Source organism: Pseudonocardia sp. ICBG1034 (assembly GCF_020131375.1).
Lineage (GTDB): Bacteria > Actinomycetota > Actinomycetes > Mycobacteriales > Pseudonocardiaceae > Pseudonocardia > Pseudonocardia alni.
The window spans coordinates 268,908-288,754 of record NZ_JAHLEK010000015.1; the positions used below are offsets into that span (position 1 = coordinate 268,908).

Sequence of the window (19,847 nt, forward strand, 5' to 3'; positions counted from 1 at the left end):
CGCCATCGTCCCCGACGGTCTCGTCGAGGGCCTGCGCGATCCCGGGCGCTGATCTCAGGGCATCGAGAAGAAGATCATGGGGTTGCGTGAGGTCCCGCGTACGCCGGTGATCCCCAGCTCGGCCCGGACGGCGTCGAGCGCGCGCAGGTTCCGCGGCGCCGCCGCGCGCGAGGAGGTGAACCAGCCGGTGCCGCTGCGCTCCAGGTGCCGCAGCACCTCGGACCCCTCGGTGAACGGGCGTGCCCGGGGCAGGTGGAACACGTCGTGCACGCTGGTCGGGGTGCCCGTCGCGATCCGCCCGAACAGGTGCTCCAGGTACCAGCGGGCGAAGCGGCGCCCGTGGTCGGCGTCGACGAACAGGTAGCCCGTGTCGGCCGGGACCTTCTCGACGGTCTCGCGCAGGTCCCCGCGGTGGAATGTCCAGCGCCCGGTCGACAGCTCCTCGGGCACGGTGCCGCACACGTGGTCGACCAGGTCGAACGACTGCAGGTGACCGGATCCGTTGTCGCGCAGCGCGGACAGGATCCAGGTGGTGGACCAGCCGTAGTAGGTGCCGACCTCCACCACCTGCGACGGCCGGTGATGGCGCAGCAGCAGGTAGGTCAGCTCGGCCTCGACGTCGTCGAGCTGCGGGGTGATCGTGCCGTCGGCGAGGAGCTCCCGCTGCCCGTCGATCACCGTGGCGAGGTCGTCGGCGTGCGTCCGGTAGAGGCCGGCCAGGAAATCGAGCACGCGCCTGACGCTATCGGGTCAGGCGCTCCTGCTGCGTCCGGAGTAGTGGTCGGAGCGCGCACGTCCGAGCAGCGCGGCCCAGTCGCGCACGTCCGGGCGCCGGCGCAGGAGCGCGCGGCGCTCCCGCTCGGTCATCCCGCCCCACACACCGAACTCGACCCGGTGGTCCAGGGCGTGTGCCAGGCACTCGGTGCGGACCGGGCAGGACAGGCAGAAGTCGCGGGCCTCGCGCTGGTCGGCACCGGTGACGAACAGGTTCTCGGCGTCGGAGGTGCGGCAGCGTGCGGCCGAACGCCAGTTCCATACCGCGGTGCAGGTGCGGACGACGACGGCGGGGCGCAGGCGGGGCCTGCCGGTGACGGGACGCAGGGTGTCGAGCATCGGGTCGCCTCTCGGGCCGGGGCGGGCCCGGTGGCCCGCGACGTGATGCCTCGATCCTGGGACGCGGAGGGGCCCCGGGTCAGCGCGCAAAACTACGCAACCGGGGACACGAGCCTGACCGTGTCCTGACCTCCCGGCCCGTAGGCTTGTCCCTGTGAGGTTCCCCCGGCGTCTGCTCCGCCCGCTCGGCGTCCTCGCCGGCCTGTGCATCCTGCTCGGTGTGGTCACGGCGGGCATGGCCTTCCCGCTGGTCGGCGGCCTCGGCGTGCTGTCCAACGAGGCGGGTGACAGCGTCACGTCGAGCTCGGCGGACCTGGTCGGCACCCGCCCGCCGCTGACGACGACGCTCACCGACTCCGACGGCCGCCCGATCGCCTACCTGTTCGATCAGAACCGCACCGAGGTCACGAACGACCAGATCTCGACCGCGATGAAGGGCGCGATGCTGGCGATCGAGGACCGCCGGTTCTACGAGCACGACGGCGTCGACTGGCAGGGCACGCTGCGCGCGGTCGTCGCGAACTCGGCGTCCGGGGACGTCGTCCAGGGGGCGTCGACGATCACCCAGCAGTACGTCAAGAACTACATGCTCTACGTCGACGCGACGAGCGAGGCCGAGCGGCTCAAGGCCACCGAGCAGACCCCGGCCCGCAAGCTCAAGGAGGCGCGGATCGCCCTGCAGCTGGAGCGCCAGCTGTCCAAGGACGAGATCCTCAACCGCTACCTCAACATCGTCTTCCTGGGCAACGGGTCCTACGGCGTCGCTGCGGGGGCGCGCACCTACTTCAACACCACGCCGGACAAGCTGACCGTCCCGCAGGCCGCGATGCTGGCCGGGATGGTCCGCTCGACCACCCAGTTCGACCCGGTGCAGAACCCGCAGACCGCGCTGCAGCGGCGCAACGTCGTCATCGACCAGATGCGCCAGCAGCAGATGATCGACGACGCCCAGGCGAAGCAGGCCATGGCCGCTCCGCTCGGCGTCGCGAACCCGCTGGTCCGCGTGCCGAACGGGTGTATCGGCGCCGGCGACATGGGCTTCTTCTGCAAGTACGTGACGCAGTACCTCACCGAGGCCGGCTTCACCGAGGAGCAGATCCAGCGCGGCGGCTACACCATCCGCACCACCCTGGACCGCCGCGCGATGACCGAGGTCAAGCGCTCCCTCGACAAGGAGGTGCCGCCGGACACCCCCAACGTCGCGAACGTGATGTCGCTGGTCCAGCCCGGCCAGGACAAGCACCGTGTGCTCGCGATGGGGTCGAGCCGCACGTTCGGACTGAACGCCGACGCCGAGGAGACCAGCTACGGCCTGCCGTACCAGCCGGTCAACCTCGGTGCCGGGTCCACGTACAAGATCTTCACCGCGGCCACCGCGCTGGAGAAGGGCCTCGGCATCAACTACTCGATGCAGGTGCCGCCCTCGGGCTACGCCTCCCCGATCTACGTCGACGGCAGCGGCCGCCCGATCCCGGTCGGGAACGCGAGCGAGGGCCTGCCGGCGCGGATGAGCATGACCGACGCGCTGGCCCAGTCGCCGAACACCGCGTTCATCAAGCTCGAGGAGTTCACCGGGGTGCCGGACGTGGTCGACATGGCCGTCCGCCTCGGCATGAAGTCCCTGGCCACGACGCCGTTCGTCGACCCGGGCACCGGTAAGCGCACCGACCGCTCGATCGCCGAGGTGATCAAGGACCAGCGGCTCGCGTCGTTCACGCTCGGCGTCACCCCGACCTCGGTGCTGGAGTTGGCCAACGTCGGCGCCACCCTGTTCTCCCAGGGCAGATGGTGCCCGCCGACGCCGATCGACTCGATCACCGATGCCGAGGGCGAGCCCGTCCCGATCACCGAGGAGCCCTGCCAGCAGGCCGTCGAGCCCGCCCTGGCGAACACCCTGGTCACCGGCCTGAGCAAGGACGACATCGCCGGCACCTCCGCAGCCGCCGCGAAGGCCGCCGGCTGGACCCGGCCGATGGCCGGCAAGACCGGGACGACCCAGCAGCACAAGTCGGCCGCGTTCATGGGCGCGATCCCGGAGATGGCCGGAGCGGTCATCACCTTCGACAACTCCAACCGCCCGCGACCCCTCTGCGACGGCGGCGGCGCCCCCTTCGCCTGTGGGAACGGCAACATCTTCGGCGGCAAGACCCCGGCCCGGACGTGGTACGGCGCGGTGACCCCGCTGGTGGCGAACACCCCGCCGACGCCGCTGCCCGCGACCGACCCCCGCTACCTCGACGGCGGGGCCGAGTCCCGCATCCCGGACGTGGTCGGCCGGTCGGCCGGCGCCGCCCGCGGCGAGCTGGAGGGTGCCGGATGGCAGGTCACCACCCGCACCGTCGACAACAACGCTCCGGAGGGGACGGTCGTCGGGCAGGAGCCCCGGGGCGCCGCGCTCCCGGGTGAGCAGGTGACCCTGCAGGTCAGCAGCGGGTCGGTGCCGGCCCCGCCGCCGCCCCCGGGCACCCCGACGCCCGGCCCGGCCCCGGGGCAGGACGGCGGCCCGCCGGCGGACCGTCCCGACGGGAACCGGCCGCCCGACGGCGGGTGACGCTCCGTCCGGCCGGGTCACCCGGCCGGGCGGCACCGCGCGCCATACCCCGTCGGAACGAGGCATCACCGCTGGTCGCGGCCTAGCATGCCGTCATGGCCGTGCGGTGGAGGAGCAGGCGTCCCGCGCCGGCGCCCGCCGACGACGGGCGCTGGGGCGTGGCGCGGCTGGTCGCCGAGCGCGAGGCGGACCGGCTCGCCCGGGAGCGGGGTGACCGCCCCGCGGGTTCCGCCGTGTCACGACCCGTGTCCGACGGGATCCGGCCCGCGTCCGGCGTGGAGCGGGGGTCCGGTGCTCCGGCTGCCCGACCGGCCGCTGTGGACGGCACCGGCGTCCCCGAGCGGGTCGCCCCCGTGGAGGCCCCCGATCCCGACCCGTCGGCGGAGGAGGAGCACGCTGCGCGCGAGCCCGACATCGACGGCCCCACCCAGCGGACCCTGACCGCGGTCCGGCGCCGCAGGCCCGGCCCCGCCGCCGTCCCCACCCCGGACGACGGCGCGGGCGACCCGGTCCCCGGCCCCCGCCGCCCGGTGACGCCCACCCCGTCGTCGCCGGTCCCGGCCCCGCCCCGGCGGTCGCCGACCGGCCCGGTTCCCCGGCTGCCCGCCCCGCGTCGCCCCCGCGCGGACGGCGACGAGCCCGTCGGCACGGTCTACCGGCCGCCCGCGGTGTCCGCCCGGCCCCCGGTCGACCTCGACAACGGCCTGCTCGGCTTCTCCCGGCTGACCCGCGGCCGGGTCGGGGCCCGGGTGTTCACGATCGCCTTCGTCCTGATCTACCTGGTGATCCTCGTCCAGACGCTGTCCACCATCGTCTGAGGCAGCGCGTCCGCTGTCGGTGGCCCGGTCTAGCCTGAAGATCCGCACGCCGTGCCGGGTGAGGAGGAGGTGAGCCGCGATCACGACCTCGTCGTCGACGTCGCACCGCCTGACGTCGGTCCTCGCGATCCCCGCCTTCCGCAGGCTCTGGTCGGTCACCGCGGTCACCGCGACCGGCGAGTGGCTGGCGCTGCTGGCGCTCACGTCGCTGGCCACCCACCTCACCGCGGGCGCCGGGTTCACCGCGCAGAGCTTCGCGCTCGGGGGCGTCGTCGCGACCAAGCTCGTGCCGTCGCTGCTGTTCGGGCCGCTCGCCGGGGTGCTCGCCGACCGCTTCGACCGGCGCAAGGTCATGGTGACCTGCGACCTCACGAAGTTCGTGCTGCTGCTGTCGATCCCGTTCGTCGGGCAGCTGTGGTGGCTGCTTGTCGTGACCCTGCTCCTCGAGCTGTGCACCATGTTCTGGATCCCGGCGAAGGACGCGGCGGTCCCGAACCTGCTGCGCAGCCCGGCCCAGATGGAGAGCGCGGCGCAGCTGAGCCTGCTGGTGACCTACGGCGTCGCCGTGGTCGGGGGCGCCGGGCTCTTCGCGCTGGTCAGCAAGGTCGGTCCGCTGTTCGGCGCGGACCAGGCGGCCACCGTCCACGCGGCGCTGTGCGTCAACGCGTTCGCCTTCCTGGGCTCGGCGCTGGTCGTGTACCTCGCGATCCCGGAGATCTCCGGCCGGGCCACCGAGGCCGAGCGGCGGCACGCCCCGCCGTCGATGCTGTTCCTGCTGCGCGACGGCTACACCTTCGTCGTCCGCACCCCGCTCGTGCGCGGGCTGGTCGTCGGGATCGTCGGCGCATTCACCGCGGGCGGCGCCGTGATCGCGACGGCCAAGCTCTACGCGTCGAGCCTCGGCGGCGGGGACGCGGCGTACTCGATCCTGTTCGCGTCGGTGTTCGCCGGTCTCGCGGCGGGCATGGCCGCCGGTCCGGTGCTGGCCCGGCAGGTGCCGCACCGGCGCCTGTTCGGCAGCGCGATCGTCGGGGCCGGGGTGTCGCTCGTCGTCGTGGCGGTGGCGGTGCACCTGTTCATGGCGATCGCCGCGGTGCTGTTCGTCGGCGCGTTCGCCGGGGTCGCGTTCCTGACCGGGCTCACGATCATCGGCACCGAGGTCGCCGACGGGATCCGCGGCCGGGTCAACGCGTTCGTCCAGTCCCTGGTGCGGCTGGTGCTGCTGGGGGCGATGTCGGTGGTGCCGATCGTCGTCGGCGTCGTGGCGACGCGGACGGTGACCGTGGGCGACACCGCGCTGCTGGTCGACGGCACACGGTTCGTCCTCGCCGGCGGGGGCGTCCTGGCGGCAGTGGTCGGCGTCGTCGCACGCCGGCAGATGACGGAGGAGGGATCGTCGTGAGCGTGTGGGACGACGTGGTGGGCCAGCCCGCCGCCGTCGCCGAGCTGGACGGGGCGGCGTCGGACCCGACGGCGATGACCCACGCCTGGCTGTTCACCGGCCCGCCCGGCTCCGGCCGGTCGAACGCCGCACGCGCCTTCGCGGCCGCCCTGCAGTGCCGCTACCACGGCTGCGGCGAGTGCGCGGCCTGCCGGACCGTCATGGCGGGCACCCACTCCGACGTCCGGGAGATCGTCCCGGAGGGACTGTCCATCTCGGTCGCCGAGATGCGCTCGCTCGTCCAGCTCGCCGCCCGGAGGCCCGCCACCGGGACCTGGCAGATCGTGATCATCGCCGACGCCGACCGGCTCACCGAGGGCGCGTCGAACGCGCTGCTCAAGGCGGTCGAGGAGCCCGCACCGGAGACGGTGTTCCTGCTCTGCGCGCCGTCGGACCACCCCGACGACGTGCCCGTCACCATCCGTTCGCGCTGCCGGATGGTGCACCTGCGCAGTCCGTCGCCCGAGGCCGTCGCCGGGGTGCTGCGCGACCGCGACGGGATCGACCCCGACCAGGCGCAGTGGGCCGCATCGGTGTGCGGCGGCCACGTCGGCCGTGCGCGGCGCCTCGCCCGCGACCCGCAGGCCCGTGCCCGGCGCGAGGAGATCCTCGGCGTGCCGACGAAGCTCCGTCGCCTCGGCGACGCGTTCTTCCACGCCGACGTGCTGATCCGCGCGGCCGAGGCGGAGGCCGACGAGCTGCGGTCCTCCCGCGACGAGTCCGAGCGTGAGGAGCTCGCCGTCGCGATGGGCGCCGGCGGCACGGGCAAGGGCGCCGCGTCGGCGGCCCGCTCGGCGAAGGCGGCCGAGCGGGACCTGGAGAAGCGGCAGAAGAGCCGCGCCACCCGGACCCAGCGGGACGCGCTCGACCGCGCCCTGGTCGACCTCGCCGGCTTCTACCGGGACACGATCGTCGCCGCGACCGGCGCGACGGTGCCGCTGACCAACCCGGACCGCGACCGCGAGATCCGGGTGGCTGCCGCCGAGTGGGGCCCGGAGTCGAGCCTGCGTCGCCTGGAGGCGGTGCTCGCCTGCCGCGACGCGCTGGAGCAGAACGTGAAGCCGCGGATCGCCGTCGAGGCCATGATGACGGCCCTGCACCGTGGATGACCGGCCGCTGATCCTCACGGCCCGGCTCGACGACGCCACGCAGGCCCGGTTCGACGACCTGCGCGAGCGGCACTTCCCGGCAGGGCGCAACCACCTCGCCGCGCACCTGACCCTGTTCCACGCCCTGCCCGGCGACGCCGCCGCCGAGCTCGCCGCCGACCTGACCACCGCGACCGACCGTGTCCCGATGACCGCCCGCGTCACCGGCCTGCGGCTGCTCGGCCGCGGGGTCGCCTTCACCCTCGACTGCCCCGGGCTGACGGCCCTGCGCCGCGGCGTCGCCGACCGGTGGCGGTCCCGCCTCACCCGGCAGGACGCCGGGAGGACCGACCTGCACGTGACCGTCCAGAACAAGGTCACCCCGGCCGTGGCCCGGGCGCTGCACGACGACCTGGCCGCCGGGTTCGCCCCGTGGGACGCCGGCGTCCCCGGCCTGGCGTTGTGGCGCTACGACGGTGGGCCGTGGGAGCCGGGACCGCGGTTCCCGTTCACCGGATGACGGGTGGGGGCTTGTGAAGGCGGCGGAGCCCGGTCGCTACACTGGTTTCGCACCACGCCGCCTTAGCTCAGTCGGTTAGAGCGACGCACTCGTAATGCGTAGGTCTGGGGTTCGACTCCCCAAGGCGGCTCCGCAGTTCAGAGGCCCTGGCCGGGCCTCTGACACCCCGTCTGAATCCGTCCCGTGGCCTCCCGGTCGTTCTAGCTTCGGGGAGTGCCTCCCTCGAAGCGCCCACGCCCACGCCGGGTCACCGCCGAGACTCTGGACATCCTCTACGCCCGGATGCGCCGTCGCCGGGATCATTGGGTCGGTACGTCGTAACGCCCAGCACCGGACGACGCGCGAGCACGCCTGCGACGAGCACTCCCCTCGCCGGCAGTGCCGGAAGGAGGGCTGCACACCATGGAACCGGCGTCTGCGCGAACCGGGAGCTCAGTGCGCGATGTGACGGTCAGGGCCAGACCGGCATACCCGTAGGTCATCGGTTCGACCCCCGAAGGGTCGAGGCGAGCGTGGTAGTACCGAGGAACCCGGCCGGCGTGCACTGCGCGACGGCGCTCACCTGTCCTTTGTGGCGGATTTCCGTCTGGTTTTCCGTCACCCGCGACGACGCGTCGTGCGGTCGCACGTCCTTAGTCTTCCCTGATGGCTCGGGAGACGGACGACCTCGCCCACCAACAGACCTCGCGGTACGCCAATCGCCCCAAACCGAAGACACCCTGGCAGATACCGGTCTCGGTCGGCTCCTGGGTGCTCTACGCCCTGCTGCTCCTCAGCGCGGTCGGCTCCCGGTCGGAGGAATCCCCGGATGACGCCACCGTCTCGCAGATCCAAAGCCAGCTCGGTGACTCCGCCGTCGCCCAGCACGAGTCGACAGGGATCCCGGGACTGGTCTTCGTCCTGCTCGCCGGGACGCTGCTGGTGGGGGCACTCGCGGTCGTGGGGCGTCAGGCGAAGCTGATCATCCCGCTCGTCGCCCTGGGCGCCCTCGGAGTCGTGCTGTTGGCGTCGAACGGGGAGTGGACCACTGTGCCGGCCATCGTCCTCCTGATCGTCGGCTCGTCGCTGCTCCTCTTCGGCCGAGCCCACGCCTGGCTCGCCGGTACGAGCCGGTAGACAGCGCCGGTCGGCGGGAGCTGCACCCTCCCGTCGGCCCGCGTCCCCGTGTCATCTGGTCATCAGCAGGAAGACGCAGAACGAGGTGACGAAGGCGATCGCGAGCAGCGCGACGATCATCTGCTGAGGCTCCAGCTGGATCATGCGACCGCCCTCGCGCCGTTCCAGCTCGGCCAGCGTCGAGTCCGTGTCGGGTGGCCCCAGGAAGTCCGACGTCCGGAACCGGTGCTCGAAGGTCTCGGAGTCGGTGATCCCGTTCAGCAGCTGGGCCGGAGTGCCGGTAGCGGCGATGTGTCCGTTGCAGAGGATCGCGACGGTGTCGCCCAGCTCGCGGGCCAGATCGATGTCGTGCGTCGTGATCAGGACCGTCGCGCCGGTGCGCTCGTGCTGCTCGCGCACCGCGCCGATGACGGCAGACGCGTGAACCGAGTCCAGTCCGACCTCGAGCTCGTCGAGCACGAGAAGCGGGGCCTCGACCGCCAGGGTGCGGGCGATCGCGAGTCTCTTGCGGCCGTGCGCGGCGAGCTCGGACGGCATCGCCGACGCCCGGTCGTGCAGGCGCATCTCGCGGAGCCGGTACCTCGTGATGCGGGCGACGCTGTCGTCGTCCATCCCACGGCTCTGTAGCGCGAACGCGATGTTGTCGTACACGCTCAACGAGCCGAACAGCCCGGCCTCGAACACGGAAGGCCCGCCGAAGAGCACGCTCAAGTCCTGCCGGATGCTGCGGAGCCCGGCCTCGTCCGCAGTCCAGACGTCACGGCCGTCGACGGTGACGGACCCTCGTCCCGGCCGGGTCAGGCCGGCGAGGTGCCGTACGAGTGTGGTCTTTCCGGCTCCGGACGGGCCCATCACGACGGTGACGTGCCCCGGTTCGAGCCGGAGCCCCAGCCGGTAGAGCACAGGGGACTCGTCGAGCATCGTCGTGATGCCCGTGAACTCCACGGCAGGGCCGGGCGCCCCCGTTGTCCGGGAGCGGCTTCGTTCCGGCTGCTTCGACATCACGTCAGTGGAACAGGTGCGGGTCAGAGGGCAAGTCGCTCGATCGGGTGCGTTCCCGCGCAGGTCGAGCCGGGTACGTGACCATTGCGGCGCCCGTTCGCGTCATCGAGCGATAGTGACCGCGAACACGATCTCGGTGCGCCGAGGACGTCGTCGCATCCGGACGAATGTCCGCCTCCGTTTGGTCTGCTGATGCGGACCTCACCGCCGCTCCCGGCTGCGACTCTCCCTACATCCGGGAACCCCGGATGCGTTCTGATCGGGTCCCGCCGCCGTGACACCGACGCTGGCAGGCCACCGACAGCCACACGCTCGATCAGCACGACCGTCGAGCAGCACGCGGACATGCAGACGGACTTCCCCACTGTCTGTGGAGATCACAGCCCCCGACGTGATCTCCGTGTCCCCACTTCCGGAGCCCGGGCTCCGGACGTGTGACCCGTGCCCCGCGGGGGCCTGTCAGCTTGGAGTATCAGTGATGTCAACACGTGCGGTCAGCACGCGGCGGAGCTCCCCACCGCCGCGCGGGGCCGGCCAGGTAGCCGCTGGGAGTGCGGGCTCGCCGTCTGTCCTCCGGGCCGGTTCGGCCGGCTTCACCGTCTTCGTCCTCGGGATGCTGGCCACGCCGGTCGTCGGGATGGTCGTCCCGGCCATCGCCTCCGCGTGGCCGTGGGCCGTCTCCGTCGGAGCCTTCGCCCTTGCCGGCCTGCGTGCGCGACCCGCGGGCCCGGCATATCGGGCAGGCGCGGCCGCCGCGCTGGTCACGCTGGCCCTCGGGCTCCCGCTGCTGCTCCTCTTCCCGATCGTCCCGGTCCGGTGGACGGATCTGATCGGTCTCGCTGTGTCCGCCGTACTCGTCGGCGCCATCTCGGGCGTCGTCGGTCGGAAATCGTCGAGGACGGGGAGCAACTCATGACGACGACCACCGAAGGAACGCCCAGCACCGCGGTCGGGAGGAAGCCCGGGTTCGGTGGCAAGTACCTGGACGGCATCACGAAGCCGCTGGTCACGGCCGGCGAGATCATCGCCTATATGGGGCACGTGCTCTGGAGCGCGATCAGCAGGCCCGTCGGCTATTGGGCCGACACGCGGGACCAGATGTACGACACTCTCCGGCTCTGCTGGATCCCGGTGGTCGTGTCCTGCGTGGCGTTCGGTTTCGGTGCCCCCGGTCTGCAGGGCGGCAACATCTACCTGCTGTTCGGCATCCCCGACCGGCTCGGGTCCTTCTTCCTCATGGCATCGGTCCGTGAGTTCGCGCCCTGGATCAACGCCATGATCGTGGCCGGCGTGATGGGGACGGCCATGACCGCCGACCTCGGGGCCCGGCGCATCCGTGAAGAGATCGACGCGATGGAGGTCCTCGGCGTCGATCCGATCCGGACACTCATCATCCCGCGTGTCATCGCGGTGACCGTCATGACGGCGCTGCTCGACATCCTGGCGCTGCTCTGCGGCGTGATCGGCGGTTTCATCGCCTCGGTGTACCTCGGGGCGAACCCGGCCGCGTACGTGAGCAACTTCTTCGCCAACGCGACCACGCCCGACATCTGGGGCAGCGTCCTCAAGTCGGTCTTCTTCGGACTGATCATCGGAATCGTCTGCAGCTTCATGGGTCTGCGCGCCAAGGGCGGCCCCGCCGGCGTGGGCAAGGCGGTGAACGTGTCCGTCGTCACGGCGTTCGCCTGCATCTGGGTCTTCAACTACGTCTACACGGCGCTGCTTCTCGGTCTGAACCCCGAGATGCAGGTCTTCAAGTAAAGAGGCGGAGCTCATGAGCGTCGACGTTTCCAAGAAGCCGGCCGATGACGAGCCGGACAGCCGTGACTCCGTCGAAGTGTCTCCGCGGGTCGCGGTCGACAAGTTCCGCGAGAGCGTGTCGACCTTCGGGCTGATCGCGAAGTTCTCCACCCGGACGATCAGGAACTTCCCCGATCTCCGGCACTACGTCGGTGAGGTGTTCCATCAGGCAGGTGTGTTGATCCTGTCGAGCGGGCTCATCGTCTGGTTCATGCAGTTCATGGTCGGGACGATGTGCGCGACCGAGGCCAGCTACACCCTGAAGCAGGTCGGTGCGCCGCTGTACTCGGCGATCTTCACCGACTACTGCGGCCTGCGGGAGATGTCGCCGTACATGTGGGCGTACATCTTCGCGGCCAAGGTCGGATGCGGCCTCGTCGCAGAGATCGGGTCCATGCGGATCGCCGACGAGATCGACGCCATGGAGGTCATGGGGGTCAAGTCCCTCAGCTACCTGGTCGGCACCCGGATCCTGGCGGCCTGGTTGGCCATGCCCTTCCTTTTCATCGTCGGGCTCGGAATGAGCTACATCGCCATGTATCTCGTGGTGGTGGTGCAGCTCGGCGAGGTCTCGTCCGGTGGTTATCTCTACATCTTCTGGCTGTACCAGAACCCGCTCGACATCATCTACGCCACGTTGAAGGTCATCGCGATGGGCACGTGCGTGATCTTCGTCGGATGCTATTACGGATACAACGCTTCGGGCGGTCCTGTCGGCGTCGGTCAGGCGACGGCCAAATCCATGATGGTGAACATGGTGCTCGTGCACATCATCAGCACGCTCGGGACTCAGCTGTTCTGGGGGCTCGCCCCGAACGCCCCCATTGCCAACTAGCGATTCCCGAATTCATCGAGGAGCTCCCCACTCATGCGATACGACGACGACATGGACATGACGCGTCCCATCCCCATCCCGGCCGGCGTCGGCGCCCCCCACGGTCAGGGGCACCGGGCCCCCGAGGTCGGGCAGCAGAGAGGTGCGGCACCCGGTACGAACCAGCCGCACTCGATGCAGGTCCGCGGTGTCTACAAGTCCTTCGGCAGCAGCCACATCCTCCAGGGCATGAACCTGGACTTCGCCGACAACGCGATCACGACGATTCTCGGGCCGTCAGGTACCGGTAAGAGCGTTCTGATCAAGCACCTCGTGGGCTTGCTCGCTCCCGACGCCGGTGACGTCCTGATCTTCGGGCAGGACATCTGGAAGATCAGCGAGGCCGAGCGGTACGAGCTGCGGAAGCGGTTCGGCGTCCTCTTCCAGGACGGTGCCCTCTTCGGATCCATGAACATCTTCGACAACACCGCCTTTCCGCTGAGGAAGCACAGCAACCTCTCGGAGAAGGAGGTGAAGGAGATCGTGATGGAGCGGCTCAAGGAGGTCGGCCTCGAGCGCGCCGTCAAGAAGCGTCCGAATGAGGTTTCCGGTGGCATGCGCAAGCGCGCGGGATTCGCCCGCGCGCTCGTGCTGAATCCCGACATCGTCATGTTCGACGAGCCCGACTCCGGTCTCGATCCGGTGCGGACGAGCCTGCTGAACGACCTCATCCTGCAGATGCATGCGGAGCACAAGGGGACCTACATGCTGGTCACCCACGACATCCGTACAGCCCGCAAGGTCAGCGACTACGTCGGGCTGATCTGGAAGGGCAAGGTCGTGCACTACGGCGAGGCCGATGCGGCCTTCGCGTCGCAGGACCCCTTCGTCCGCCAGTTCCTGAGCGGCGAGTCCGCCGGGCCGCTGGGAATGGACTGACGGCGATGACGAACAAGTTCCTCGGGCTGTGGGCCGTTCCGATCGTGTGCCTGATGGTGCTCGCGACCGGAGGCTGGGCCCTCATCGACAGCATCCCCTACCGGGTCAGTGTCGTGCTCCCCACCGCGCCGAACGTCATCGAGGGCGGCAAGGTCCTGATCAATGGCTTCGAGGCAGGCCAGGTCGACAAGGTCCGGTCGGAGGACGGCAAGGCCGTCCTCGAGATGAACCTCGAGAAGGACTTCGCGCCGCTGCACGACGGCGCGGAGGTCAGCGTCGCCTGGCGGGCCGTGCTCGGCGAGCGACAGGTCGTCGTCAAGGACGGGCCGGCGACCGCGCCCGAGATCCCGGACGGCGGCCGGATCTCCGGCGCCATGCCGGAGCCGATCGAGGTCGACCGCGTGCTCTCCGCACTGGACCCGGAGACCCGCACGCGGCTGGCCGGCACGCTGCAGGGCCTCGACCGGACACTCACCGGGAGTGAGCAGGACGTCAACGCGACCATCCGGTCGGCCGGTCCTGCGCTCGGTGCGCTCGGTGACGTCCTGCGCGGGCTCGGCAACGACGGTCCGGCGATCAAGGAGCTGATCGGGCACACCTCGACCGTGGTCGACACCCTGGTCAAGCGGGACGGCGACATCCGCTCGATCGTCGGTGACCTCAGCACCAGCGCCGCGGCCACCGCCCGGCAGCGCCAGCAGCTCGACGCGGCGCTGACGAAGCTCCCCGGGACCCTGAACACGGCGAGGACCACCCTCGACCAGGTCCCCGAGACGGTCGACAAGACCCTTCCCCTGCTGGAGAAGCTCCAGCCGGTCGCCGCGAAGCTGCCGGAGTTCTCCCGCAACCTGAGCCCGGTGCTGCAGGAACTACGCCCCACGGTCGGCGAGCTGCGTCCGACGCTCGACTCGGCGTCGACGCTCCTCAACCACACGCCCGCGCTGCTCGACAGCGCACACGCCACGGTCCCCGGGGTCGACTCGCTCGTCCGGGACGTCACGCCTGCTCTGACCTACCTGCGCCCGTACACCCCGGAGCTCCTCGGGTGGATGTCGAACTGGGGGTCCGCAACAGCCAACTACGACGCGAACGGCCACTACATGCGCTCGACCATCAACGAGGGGGCGAGCTCCCTGAACGTCAACCCGGGCGTCATGCCCCCCGGGATCGAGAAGGACCCGCACCCGGTTCCCGGCGCCATCGAGGGCCAGCCGTGGACCGACGCGTACGGGGGAGGTGCGCGATGACCACGTCGCCTCGACGCACCGCGACCACGGTCGCGAGGGTCGCCGTACTCGCCGTCGCCGCAGCTGCTGTCGTCGGTGCCGCAGCGACGCCCAGCGCCTTCCTCGACGACGAGCCGCAGCGGGTGACCGCGATGTTCGCCGACGCCAGCCCGATCCTGGAGGGCAACGACGTCCTGATGGACGGCGTGCCGGTCGGCAAGGTCGAGTCGATGCGGGTGGTCGGCGACCAGTCCGCCGTGACCGTCACTCTCGACCCCGAGGCGATGCCGGTGCATCGCGATGCGCGGATGACGATCAAGCCGGTCAGCCTCCTCGGTGAGCGGTTCATCGAGTACGACCGTGGCAGCCCGGAGTCGCCACTCCTGGGGCCGAACGAGCCGCTCCCGGTCGAGCAGACCGGGCGGCCGTCCGATCTCGACCAGCTGCTGAACGCGATCGACGACCCGACGGGCAAGGCGCTCGCCGGGCTGGTGACCACCCTCGGCGACGGCATGCGGGACAACGGCCCGAACGCCGACGCGGCGGTGAAGGCCCTCGCCCCGGCGATGGTCGACACCGAGAACCTGGTGCGTGTCCTCGATGAGCAGAGCGCGACGCTGCAGCAGCTCGTCGACAACACCGAGCCGGTCGCCGGCGCCCTGGCTGCCGACGACGGCAAGCGGCTCGACGGACTCGTGAACGCCGCGAACCAGCTGCTCGGTACGACCGCTGACCGGCAGCAGGCGCTGAACGAGACGCTGCTGCGTGCGCCGGACACCCTCGCCCAGACCCGCGGAGCGCTCGAAGACCTCGCCGGTGTCACCCGCAGCGCGACGCCGACGCTGCAGTCCATGCGGCCGACCACGGACAACCTCGTCGCGATCAGCGAGGAGCTCCAGCGCTTCGCCGACTCGGCGGACCCGGCCCTGGCCAGCTCGAAGCCGGTCCTCGACCGGGCCCGCGAGCTGCTCGTCGAGGCGCGGCCGGTGGTCGCCGACCTCAAGCCGGCAGGTGCGGACCTGCGCGGTACCGCGGCGGGGCTCGACCCGCTGGCGAACGAGTTCACCAACCGCCTCCCGGGCTTCTGGAACTTCATCCAGGGCTGGGCCCTGACCACCAACGGGTACGACGGTCTCTCGCACTACTTCCGCGCGATGGTCACGGTCAACACCGACCAGATCACGCACGCCCTGCCTCCGGCGGCACCGCTGCTCGACGGCAACCCACCGCCCGACGCCGCCCTCCCCGCCCCCGAGCACGCTCCGGTCCCGCAGATTCCGGGTGTGTCGCCCGACGGTGCGCCGCTCCCGGGGCTCCTCGAGCCCGGCCCCTCGCCCGACGGCGGTGCGACCGGCCTCGCGGAGGAGCAGGAGTCCGGCGCTCTCGACTACCTGCTCGGAGGCAGCTGATGGCCGGCCCCAAGTCCACGAAGGGACGCTCCCTCCTGATCGGGACCGTCGCACTGGTCTGCTTCGTCGCCGCGGTCTACGTCGGTGTGAACGCCCACAAGGGCCTTCCCGGTGCTCAGCTGACGACGTTCGCCGCCGCGTTCGAGGACACCGGTGGCCTGCGGGCGGGTGACGACGTCCGTATCGCCCGGGTCCGAGCCGGCCGGGTCGACAAGGTCGAGATCAAGGACGGCACCGCCGTCGCGACCCTGTCGCTCGACGGCGACCGCGACCTCTACAAGAACGCCACGGCGTCGATCGACAGCCGATCCGGCCTCGGCCAGAAGATCGTGAACGTCGACCCGGGCACCCCGGACGCCGGCGAGCTCCCCGAGAACTCGACGCTGCCGAAGGAGCAGACCGTCGAGTCGGAGAACCTCTCGGACCTGCTCGGGGTGTTCGACGAGCCGACCCGCGCCTCGCTGACCAGCACGCTCACCCAGACCGGGCAGGGCATCGGCGGACACGGCCAGGACATCCAGGACGTCGTCCGCAACGCGCCGCAGATCCTGCCGGACCTCGGCACGGTGTCCCGCTCGCTGACCGAGGACAACGGCCAGGACCTCAGTGAGCTCCTGCAGGCCGCGAACTCGCTGTCCGGCCGGTTCGCCGGCAGGCAGGACCAGATCGCCGCCCTGACCGGTGATCTCGGGACCACGCTGAACGCGATCGCCGCGGACCGATCGGTGCCGCTGCGGGACACGCTCGACAAGGCTCCGGACACGCTGTCGGCGGCGCGCGAGGCGATGACGGCGCTGCAGCCGCCGCTGTCCGACCTGGACAGCGCAACGGCTCGGCTCCAGCCCGGCGCCCGTGGCCTGGGCGACGCCACCCCCGACCTTCGTGGTGTGCTCCGCGAGGCGGTCCCGCCGCTGGACGGCGTCCCGAACGTGTCCGAGCAGGCGCAGCCGGCTCTGGGCGAGCTGACGGAGACGATGACCGACGCGCGGCCCTTCGCCCCGCGGGCGGCCGCCGCACTCTCCGACACCAACCCGGTGCTCACGACCCTCTCGCCGTACGCCCCCGAGGTCATGTTGTTCTTCGAGAACTTCGCGGATGCCCTCTCCAACGGGCAGGCGGGCAAGGGCGACCCGAACAACCGGCACCTGCGGGTGACGCTGATGCTCCACACCCAGTCGGTCGACGGCCAGCTCGGGATCAAGGACCCGTTCGTCGCCCGCAACCCCTACCCCGCCCCCGGTGCAGCCGGGCAGGACAGCACGGGCTCGCTGCCCCTGCCGACCACCGGAGGTGAGTGATGAACGTGCTGTCGCATGAACCGCCGGCGGAAGCAGCGGAGAAGCCCAGGAAGCGTACCTTCGGGTGGCTGAAGTCCCCCTTCGCCATCGGCGTGGTCGCGATCGTGCTGACCTCGCTCGTCGGATACGCCATGTTCCAGAAGGACATGCTGCTGACGACTCTCGTCCCGGGTGACGAGGTGAAGATCAATTTTGCGCAGGACTACCGCCTCCGCGAGTACGTCACGCCGGTCAAGATCGGTGGCGTGAAGGTCGGGAAGGTCTCCGACGTCGAGCGCCTCGACAACGGAACCGCCCTGGTCACGGTGAAGCTGGACAACGGCACCGCCAAGAAGATCGGCTCCGAGCCGGGCGCCGCCATCCGGCCGACGATCCTGCTCGGGGGCAACTACTACCTCGAGCTGATCCCGGGTGGGGCGCACGACGACCAGGAGTACAGCGAGGTCATCCCGCCGGAGCGCACCTCGGTCCCGGTCGAGCTGGACCAGATCGCCTCGGTGCTCCAGCCCGACGCGATCACCGGCGCCCGCAGCGCCTCGCGGCAGCTGGACGCCACGCTGGCCGGCGACGGCCGCAGCGCGATCCAGGACATCGCCCGCACGGCGCCGGCGGCGCTGGCGCCCGGTGCGGAGGTGCTGCGGGGTCTGTCGGGGACGCGGGCGGACGACCTGACCAAGGTCGTCGCCGGGCTGGACGCCACCTCCCGGACGCTGACCGCCCAGGACGGGCAGCTCGACAGCATCGTCGCGAACCTGGCGACCACCAGCCGGGTGTTCGGTGCACGAAGCCAGGACACGGCAGATCTCCTCGCCGACCTGCCGGAGACCCTCGACACCGCCGACGCCGGTCTCCGGCGCCTGGACACGACGCTGGCCAAGCTGCGGGAGACCGCGGGCCCGGCCGAACCGATCGTGGAGGAGCTCGGTCCTCTGGTCGACCGTGCCACTCCCGTCCTGTCCCGTGCACTTCCTGTCGTGCGTGACCTTCGCGGTGTCCTGAGCGACACCCGCCCGATCGTCGACGACCTGGTCCCGGCCAGCCAGACCGGCACGGCGGCGCTCGACGACCTGAAGGGTCCGGTCCTGGACCGGCTCAACGGCCCGGTGCTCGACACGGTGATGAACCCGTACCTCGGCGCGGGGACCTACGCCGGCACCGGCGACGGGGAGACGCCCTTCTACGAGGAGCTCGGCTACATGGTCTCCAACATCGACCGTGCGTCGAAGCTGACGGACGCGAACGGTGCCAACGTGGGCTTCCAGCCCGGGTTCGGGGCGGGCTCGGTCGAGGGCGTGCCGATCAACATCGAGTCGCTCTGGAAGAACCTCGCCAATCTCGAGAACCCGGACGGCCCGGGCACCGGGGGGAACTGATGAGTCCGCGTGCGAATGCGATCAAGCGCACCTACGAACAGGCGCGCAACGAGCCCGGCCTGATCCGCAACATCCTGGTCGTGGCCGGACTCGTCGGCCTCGCCGTCGTGGTCGGCGGCTACATCTTCAGCCAGGCCCGTGCCAACTGGCCGTGGGAGCAGGAGTTCCGTTTCACGGCGACCTTCGACACGGCCCCCGCCGTGAGCCCCGGTAACGGGCAGGAGGTCCGCATCGCCGGCGTCAAGGTCGGCGAGATCCGGGACGCCGACGTGAACGAGCGGGGCCAGTCCGAGCTGGCGATCACGATCGACCCGAACTACAAGGTCTACGAGGACGCGAAACTGGTCCTCCGCCCGAAGAGCCCGCTGAACGAGATGTACATCGAGTTCTCCCCGGGTACGCCGCAGGCGCGTGAGCTGCAGGAGGGTGACATCCTCCCCGCCACCGCCTCGGTGGCACCGGTCCAGGTGGACGAGGTCTTCGGCAACCTCGACGCGAACACACAGGACGCGCTCGGCACCCTGCTCGCTCAGTCCGACGCGGCGATGGCGAGCTTCCCGGAGGCGCTTCCCCCGGGGGTCCGGGCGACCGACGCCATGCTGCAGCGGATGCAGCCGCTGGCGGAGGCGCTCCAGACCCGCCGGGACCTGATCGCGCGTTTGGTGACCTCGCTCGGGACGATCTCGGAGACCGTCGGCGAGAACGACAAGCGGTTGGCGGATCTGGCGACGTCGATGCAGAAGACGCTGCAGACCACCGGCGACAACAGCGAGGCCGTCGACGCCATCCTCCGCGAGCTGCCGCAGGTCACCGATCGCCTCCGTGAGGCGACCGGGGGCGTCCAGGGACTGTCCGACCAGCTCGACCCGACGCTGGACAACCTGCGCGAGGCCAGTGCCACGCTCCCGGGGGCGCTGGACCGCATGACCACCACCGTGGACACCGCGGGCGAGGTCGTCGACAAGGCTGCCCCGGTCCTGGCCGAGGCACGACCGGTCGTCGCCGACCTCCGGCCGCTCGTCAGCGATCTGAACGCATCGCTGCCGAACCTCAAGTCCGCCTCCGGCCGGCTCGACGAGTTGACGGGGAACTCTCTTCCGTACCTCGACGACCTGCAGGCCTTCGTGTTCAACACGAACTCGGCGTACAGCCTGAAGGACGCCAACGGGGGGATCCTGCGCGGGATGCAGCAGTACGCCCCCGAGTCGGTGACGGGTCTGCTCGGGCTGACCCAGAGCCACCCGCAGCTCTTCCAGGATCCGTCCGGCGCCGGCGTCCCGCCGGGGGCCGATCCCCGGCCGCTCCTGCCCGAACTGCCCCTCGGATCCGAGAACTAGGC

General features: G+C 70.9%; 18 protein-coding genes and 1 tRNA gene. 16 read left to right on the forward strand and 3 right to left on the reverse strand.

All coding sequences use genetic code 11. From position 1 onward, the window contains the following. Nucleotides 1–54: 54 nt before the first annotated feature. Both KPF22_RS02835 and KPF22_RS02840 read right to left on the reverse strand, forming a co-directional pair. Nucleotides 55–732 (reverse strand): class I SAM-dependent methyltransferase, encoded by a 678-nt coding sequence (locus KPF22_RS02835; protein ID WP_224401130.1) that lies wholly within the window; start codon nt 730–732, stop codon nt 55–57. Between the two features lie 18 nt (nt 733–750). After that, a complete protein-coding gene (locus KPF22_RS02840) occupies nt 751–1,113 on the reverse strand; it encodes a WhiB family transcriptional regulator (RefSeq protein ID WP_224401131.1) in 363 nt (120 codons plus the stop codon). A 154-nt stretch (nt 1,114–1,267) separates the two neighbouring features. Between KPF22_RS02840 and KPF22_RS02845 the strand changes: the two genes are divergently transcribed. The 7 genes from KPF22_RS02845 to KPF22_RS02875 all read left to right on the forward strand — a co-directional run bounded on the left by KPF22_RS02845 (nt 1,268) and on the right by KPF22_RS02875 (nt 8,647). Then, nucleotides 1,268–3,664, forward strand: coding sequence for a penicillin-binding protein (locus tag KPF22_RS02845; protein ID WP_224401132.1), 2,397 nt, complete (start codon nt 1,268–1,270; stop codon nt 3,662–3,664). Nucleotides 3,665–3,759: 95 nt separating this feature from the next. Continuing rightward, complete coding sequence (locus KPF22_RS02850; protein WP_224401133.1) at nt 3,760–4,482, forward strand: hypothetical protein; 723 nt, start codon at nt 3,760–3,762, stop codon at nt 4,480–4,482. 127 nt (nt 4,483–4,609) lie between these two features. Then, nucleotides 4,610–5,884 (forward strand): MFS transporter, encoded by a 1,275-nt coding sequence (locus KPF22_RS02855; protein ID WP_224402365.1) that lies wholly within the window; start codon nt 4,610–4,612, stop codon nt 5,882–5,884. Continuing rightward, nucleotides 5,881–7,032, forward strand: a complete 1,152-nt coding sequence (locus KPF22_RS02860; RefSeq protein WP_224401134.1) for a DNA polymerase III subunit delta' — start codon at nt 5,881–5,883, stop codon at nt 7,030–7,032. Before KPF22_RS02855 ends, KPF22_RS02860 begins: the two co-directional genes overlap by 4 nt. Beyond that, nucleotides 7,025–7,531 carry a 2'-5' RNA ligase family protein gene (locus tag KPF22_RS02865; protein WP_224401135.1) on the forward strand — a complete coding sequence of 169 codons (507 nt, stop codon included), beginning with the start codon at nt 7,025–7,027 and terminating at the stop codon, nt 7,529–7,531. Before KPF22_RS02860 ends, KPF22_RS02865 begins: the two co-directional genes overlap by 8 nt. Before the next feature lie 56 nt (nt 7,532–7,587). After that, a tRNA-Thr gene (locus KPF22_RS02870) sits at nt 7,588–7,661 on the forward strand. 515 nt (nt 7,662–8,176) lie between these two features. Then, on the forward strand, nt 8,177–8,647 hold the full coding sequence (locus tag KPF22_RS02875) for a hypothetical protein (protein WP_224401136.1): 471 nt from the start codon (nt 8,177–8,179) through the stop codon (nt 8,645–8,647). Nucleotides 8,648–8,698: 51 nt separating this feature from the next. On the opposite strand, the gene KPF22_RS02880 is transcribed toward KPF22_RS02875, so the two are convergent. After that, nucleotides 8,699–9,592 (reverse strand): ABC transporter ATP-binding protein, encoded by an 894-nt coding sequence (locus KPF22_RS02880; RefSeq protein ID WP_224401137.1) that lies wholly within the window; start codon nt 9,590–9,592, stop codon nt 8,699–8,701. A 670-nt stretch (nt 9,593–10,262) separates the two neighbouring features. On the opposite strand from KPF22_RS02880, the gene KPF22_RS02885 reads away from it, so the two are divergent. From KPF22_RS02885 to KPF22_RS02925, 9 genes are read left to right on the forward strand one after another with little or no spacing between them, the layout of a single operon-like run. Beyond that, nucleotides 10,263–10,565 carry a hypothetical protein gene (locus KPF22_RS02885; protein ID WP_224401138.1) on the forward strand — a complete coding sequence of 101 codons (303 nt, stop codon included), beginning with the start codon at nt 10,263–10,265 and terminating at the stop codon, nt 10,563–10,565. Further along, a complete protein-coding gene (locus KPF22_RS02890; RefSeq protein WP_224401139.1) occupies nt 10,562–11,410 on the forward strand; it encodes an ABC transporter permease in 849 nt (282 codons plus the stop codon). Before KPF22_RS02885 ends, KPF22_RS02890 begins: the two co-directional genes overlap by 4 nt. A gap of 13 nt (nt 11,411–11,423) precedes the next feature. Next, complete coding sequence (locus KPF22_RS02895) at nt 11,424–12,284, forward strand: ABC transporter permease (RefSeq protein ID WP_224401140.1); 861 nt, start codon at nt 11,424–11,426, stop codon at nt 12,282–12,284. Between the two features lie 33 nt (nt 12,285–12,317). Beyond that, a complete protein-coding gene (locus KPF22_RS02900; RefSeq protein WP_224401141.1) occupies nt 12,318–13,202 on the forward strand; it encodes an ABC transporter ATP-binding protein in 885 nt (294 codons plus the stop codon). Nucleotides 13,203–13,207: 5 nt separating this feature from the next. Further along, nucleotides 13,208–14,449 (forward strand): MlaD family protein, encoded by a 1,242-nt coding sequence (locus KPF22_RS02905; RefSeq protein ID WP_224401142.1) that lies wholly within the window; start codon nt 13,208–13,210, stop codon nt 14,447–14,449. Then, complete coding sequence (locus KPF22_RS02910; protein WP_224401143.1) at nt 14,446–15,837, forward strand: MlaD family protein; 1,392 nt, start codon at nt 14,446–14,448, stop codon at nt 15,835–15,837. Before KPF22_RS02905 ends, KPF22_RS02910 begins: the two co-directional genes overlap by 4 nt. Continuing rightward, nucleotides 15,837–17,135 carry an MlaD family protein gene (locus tag KPF22_RS02915; protein WP_224401144.1) on the forward strand — a complete coding sequence of 433 codons (1,299 nt, stop codon included), beginning with the start codon at nt 15,837–15,839 and terminating at the stop codon, nt 17,133–17,135. The genes KPF22_RS02910 and KPF22_RS02915 overlap by 1 nt, the downstream gene beginning before the upstream one ends. After that, on the forward strand, nt 17,135–18,508 hold the full coding sequence (locus KPF22_RS32645; RefSeq protein WP_305080310.1) for an MlaD family protein: 1,374 nt from the start codon (nt 17,135–17,137) through the stop codon (nt 18,506–18,508). The genes KPF22_RS02915 and KPF22_RS32645 overlap by 1 nt, the downstream gene beginning before the upstream one ends. Beyond that, on the forward strand, nt 18,508–19,845 hold the full coding sequence (locus KPF22_RS02925; protein WP_224401145.1) for an MlaD family protein: 1,338 nt from the start codon (nt 18,508–18,510) through the stop codon (nt 19,843–19,845). The genes KPF22_RS32645 and KPF22_RS02925 overlap by 1 nt, the downstream gene beginning before the upstream one ends. The last annotated feature ends 2 nt before the right edge of the window (nt 19,846–19,847 follow it).

What these genes read in the sequence shown, in the direction of transcription:
- KPF22_RS02840 (WP_224401131.1), bottom strand. Translation starts at nt 1,113, where the DNA reads ATGCTCGACACCCTGCGTCCCGTCACCGGCAGGCCCCGCCTGCGCCCC.
- KPF22_RS02850 (WP_224401133.1), top strand. Translation starts at nt 3,760, where the DNA reads ATGGCCGTGCGGTGGAGGAGCAGGCGTCCCGCGCCGGCGCCCGCCGAC.
- KPF22_RS02875 (WP_224401136.1), top strand. Translation starts at nt 8,177, where the DNA reads ATGGCTCGGGAGACGGACGACCTCGCCCACCAACAGACCTCGCGGTAC.
- KPF22_RS02885 (WP_224401138.1), top strand. Translation starts at nt 10,263, where the DNA reads ATGCTGGCCACGCCGGTCGTCGGGATGGTCGTCCCGGCCATCGCCTCC.
- KPF22_RS02890 (WP_224401139.1), top strand. Translation starts at nt 10,562, where the DNA reads ATGACGACGACCACCGAAGGAACGCCCAGCACCGCGGTCGGGAGGAAG.
- KPF22_RS02895 (WP_224401140.1), top strand. Translation starts at nt 11,424, where the DNA reads ATGAGCGTCGACGTTTCCAAGAAGCCGGCCGATGACGAGCCGGACAGC.
- KPF22_RS02900 (WP_224401141.1), top strand. Translation starts at nt 12,318, where the DNA reads ATGCGATACGACGACGACATGGACATGACGCGTCCCATCCCCATCCCG.
- KPF22_RS02905 (WP_224401142.1), top strand. Translation starts at nt 13,208, where the DNA reads ATGACGAACAAGTTCCTCGGGCTGTGGGCCGTTCCGATCGTGTGCCTG.
- KPF22_RS02910 (WP_224401143.1), top strand. Translation starts at nt 14,446, where the DNA reads ATGACCACGTCGCCTCGACGCACCGCGACCACGGTCGCGAGGGTCGCC.
- KPF22_RS02915 (WP_224401144.1), top strand. Translation starts at nt 15,837, where the DNA reads ATGGCCGGCCCCAAGTCCACGAAGGGACGCTCCCTCCTGATCGGGACC.
- KPF22_RS32645 (WP_305080310.1), top strand. Translation starts at nt 17,135, where the DNA reads ATGAACGTGCTGTCGCATGAACCGCCGGCGGAAGCAGCGGAGAAGCCC.
- KPF22_RS02925 (WP_224401145.1), top strand. Translation starts at nt 18,508, where the DNA reads ATGAGTCCGCGTGCGAATGCGATCAAGCGCACCTACGAACAGGCGCGC.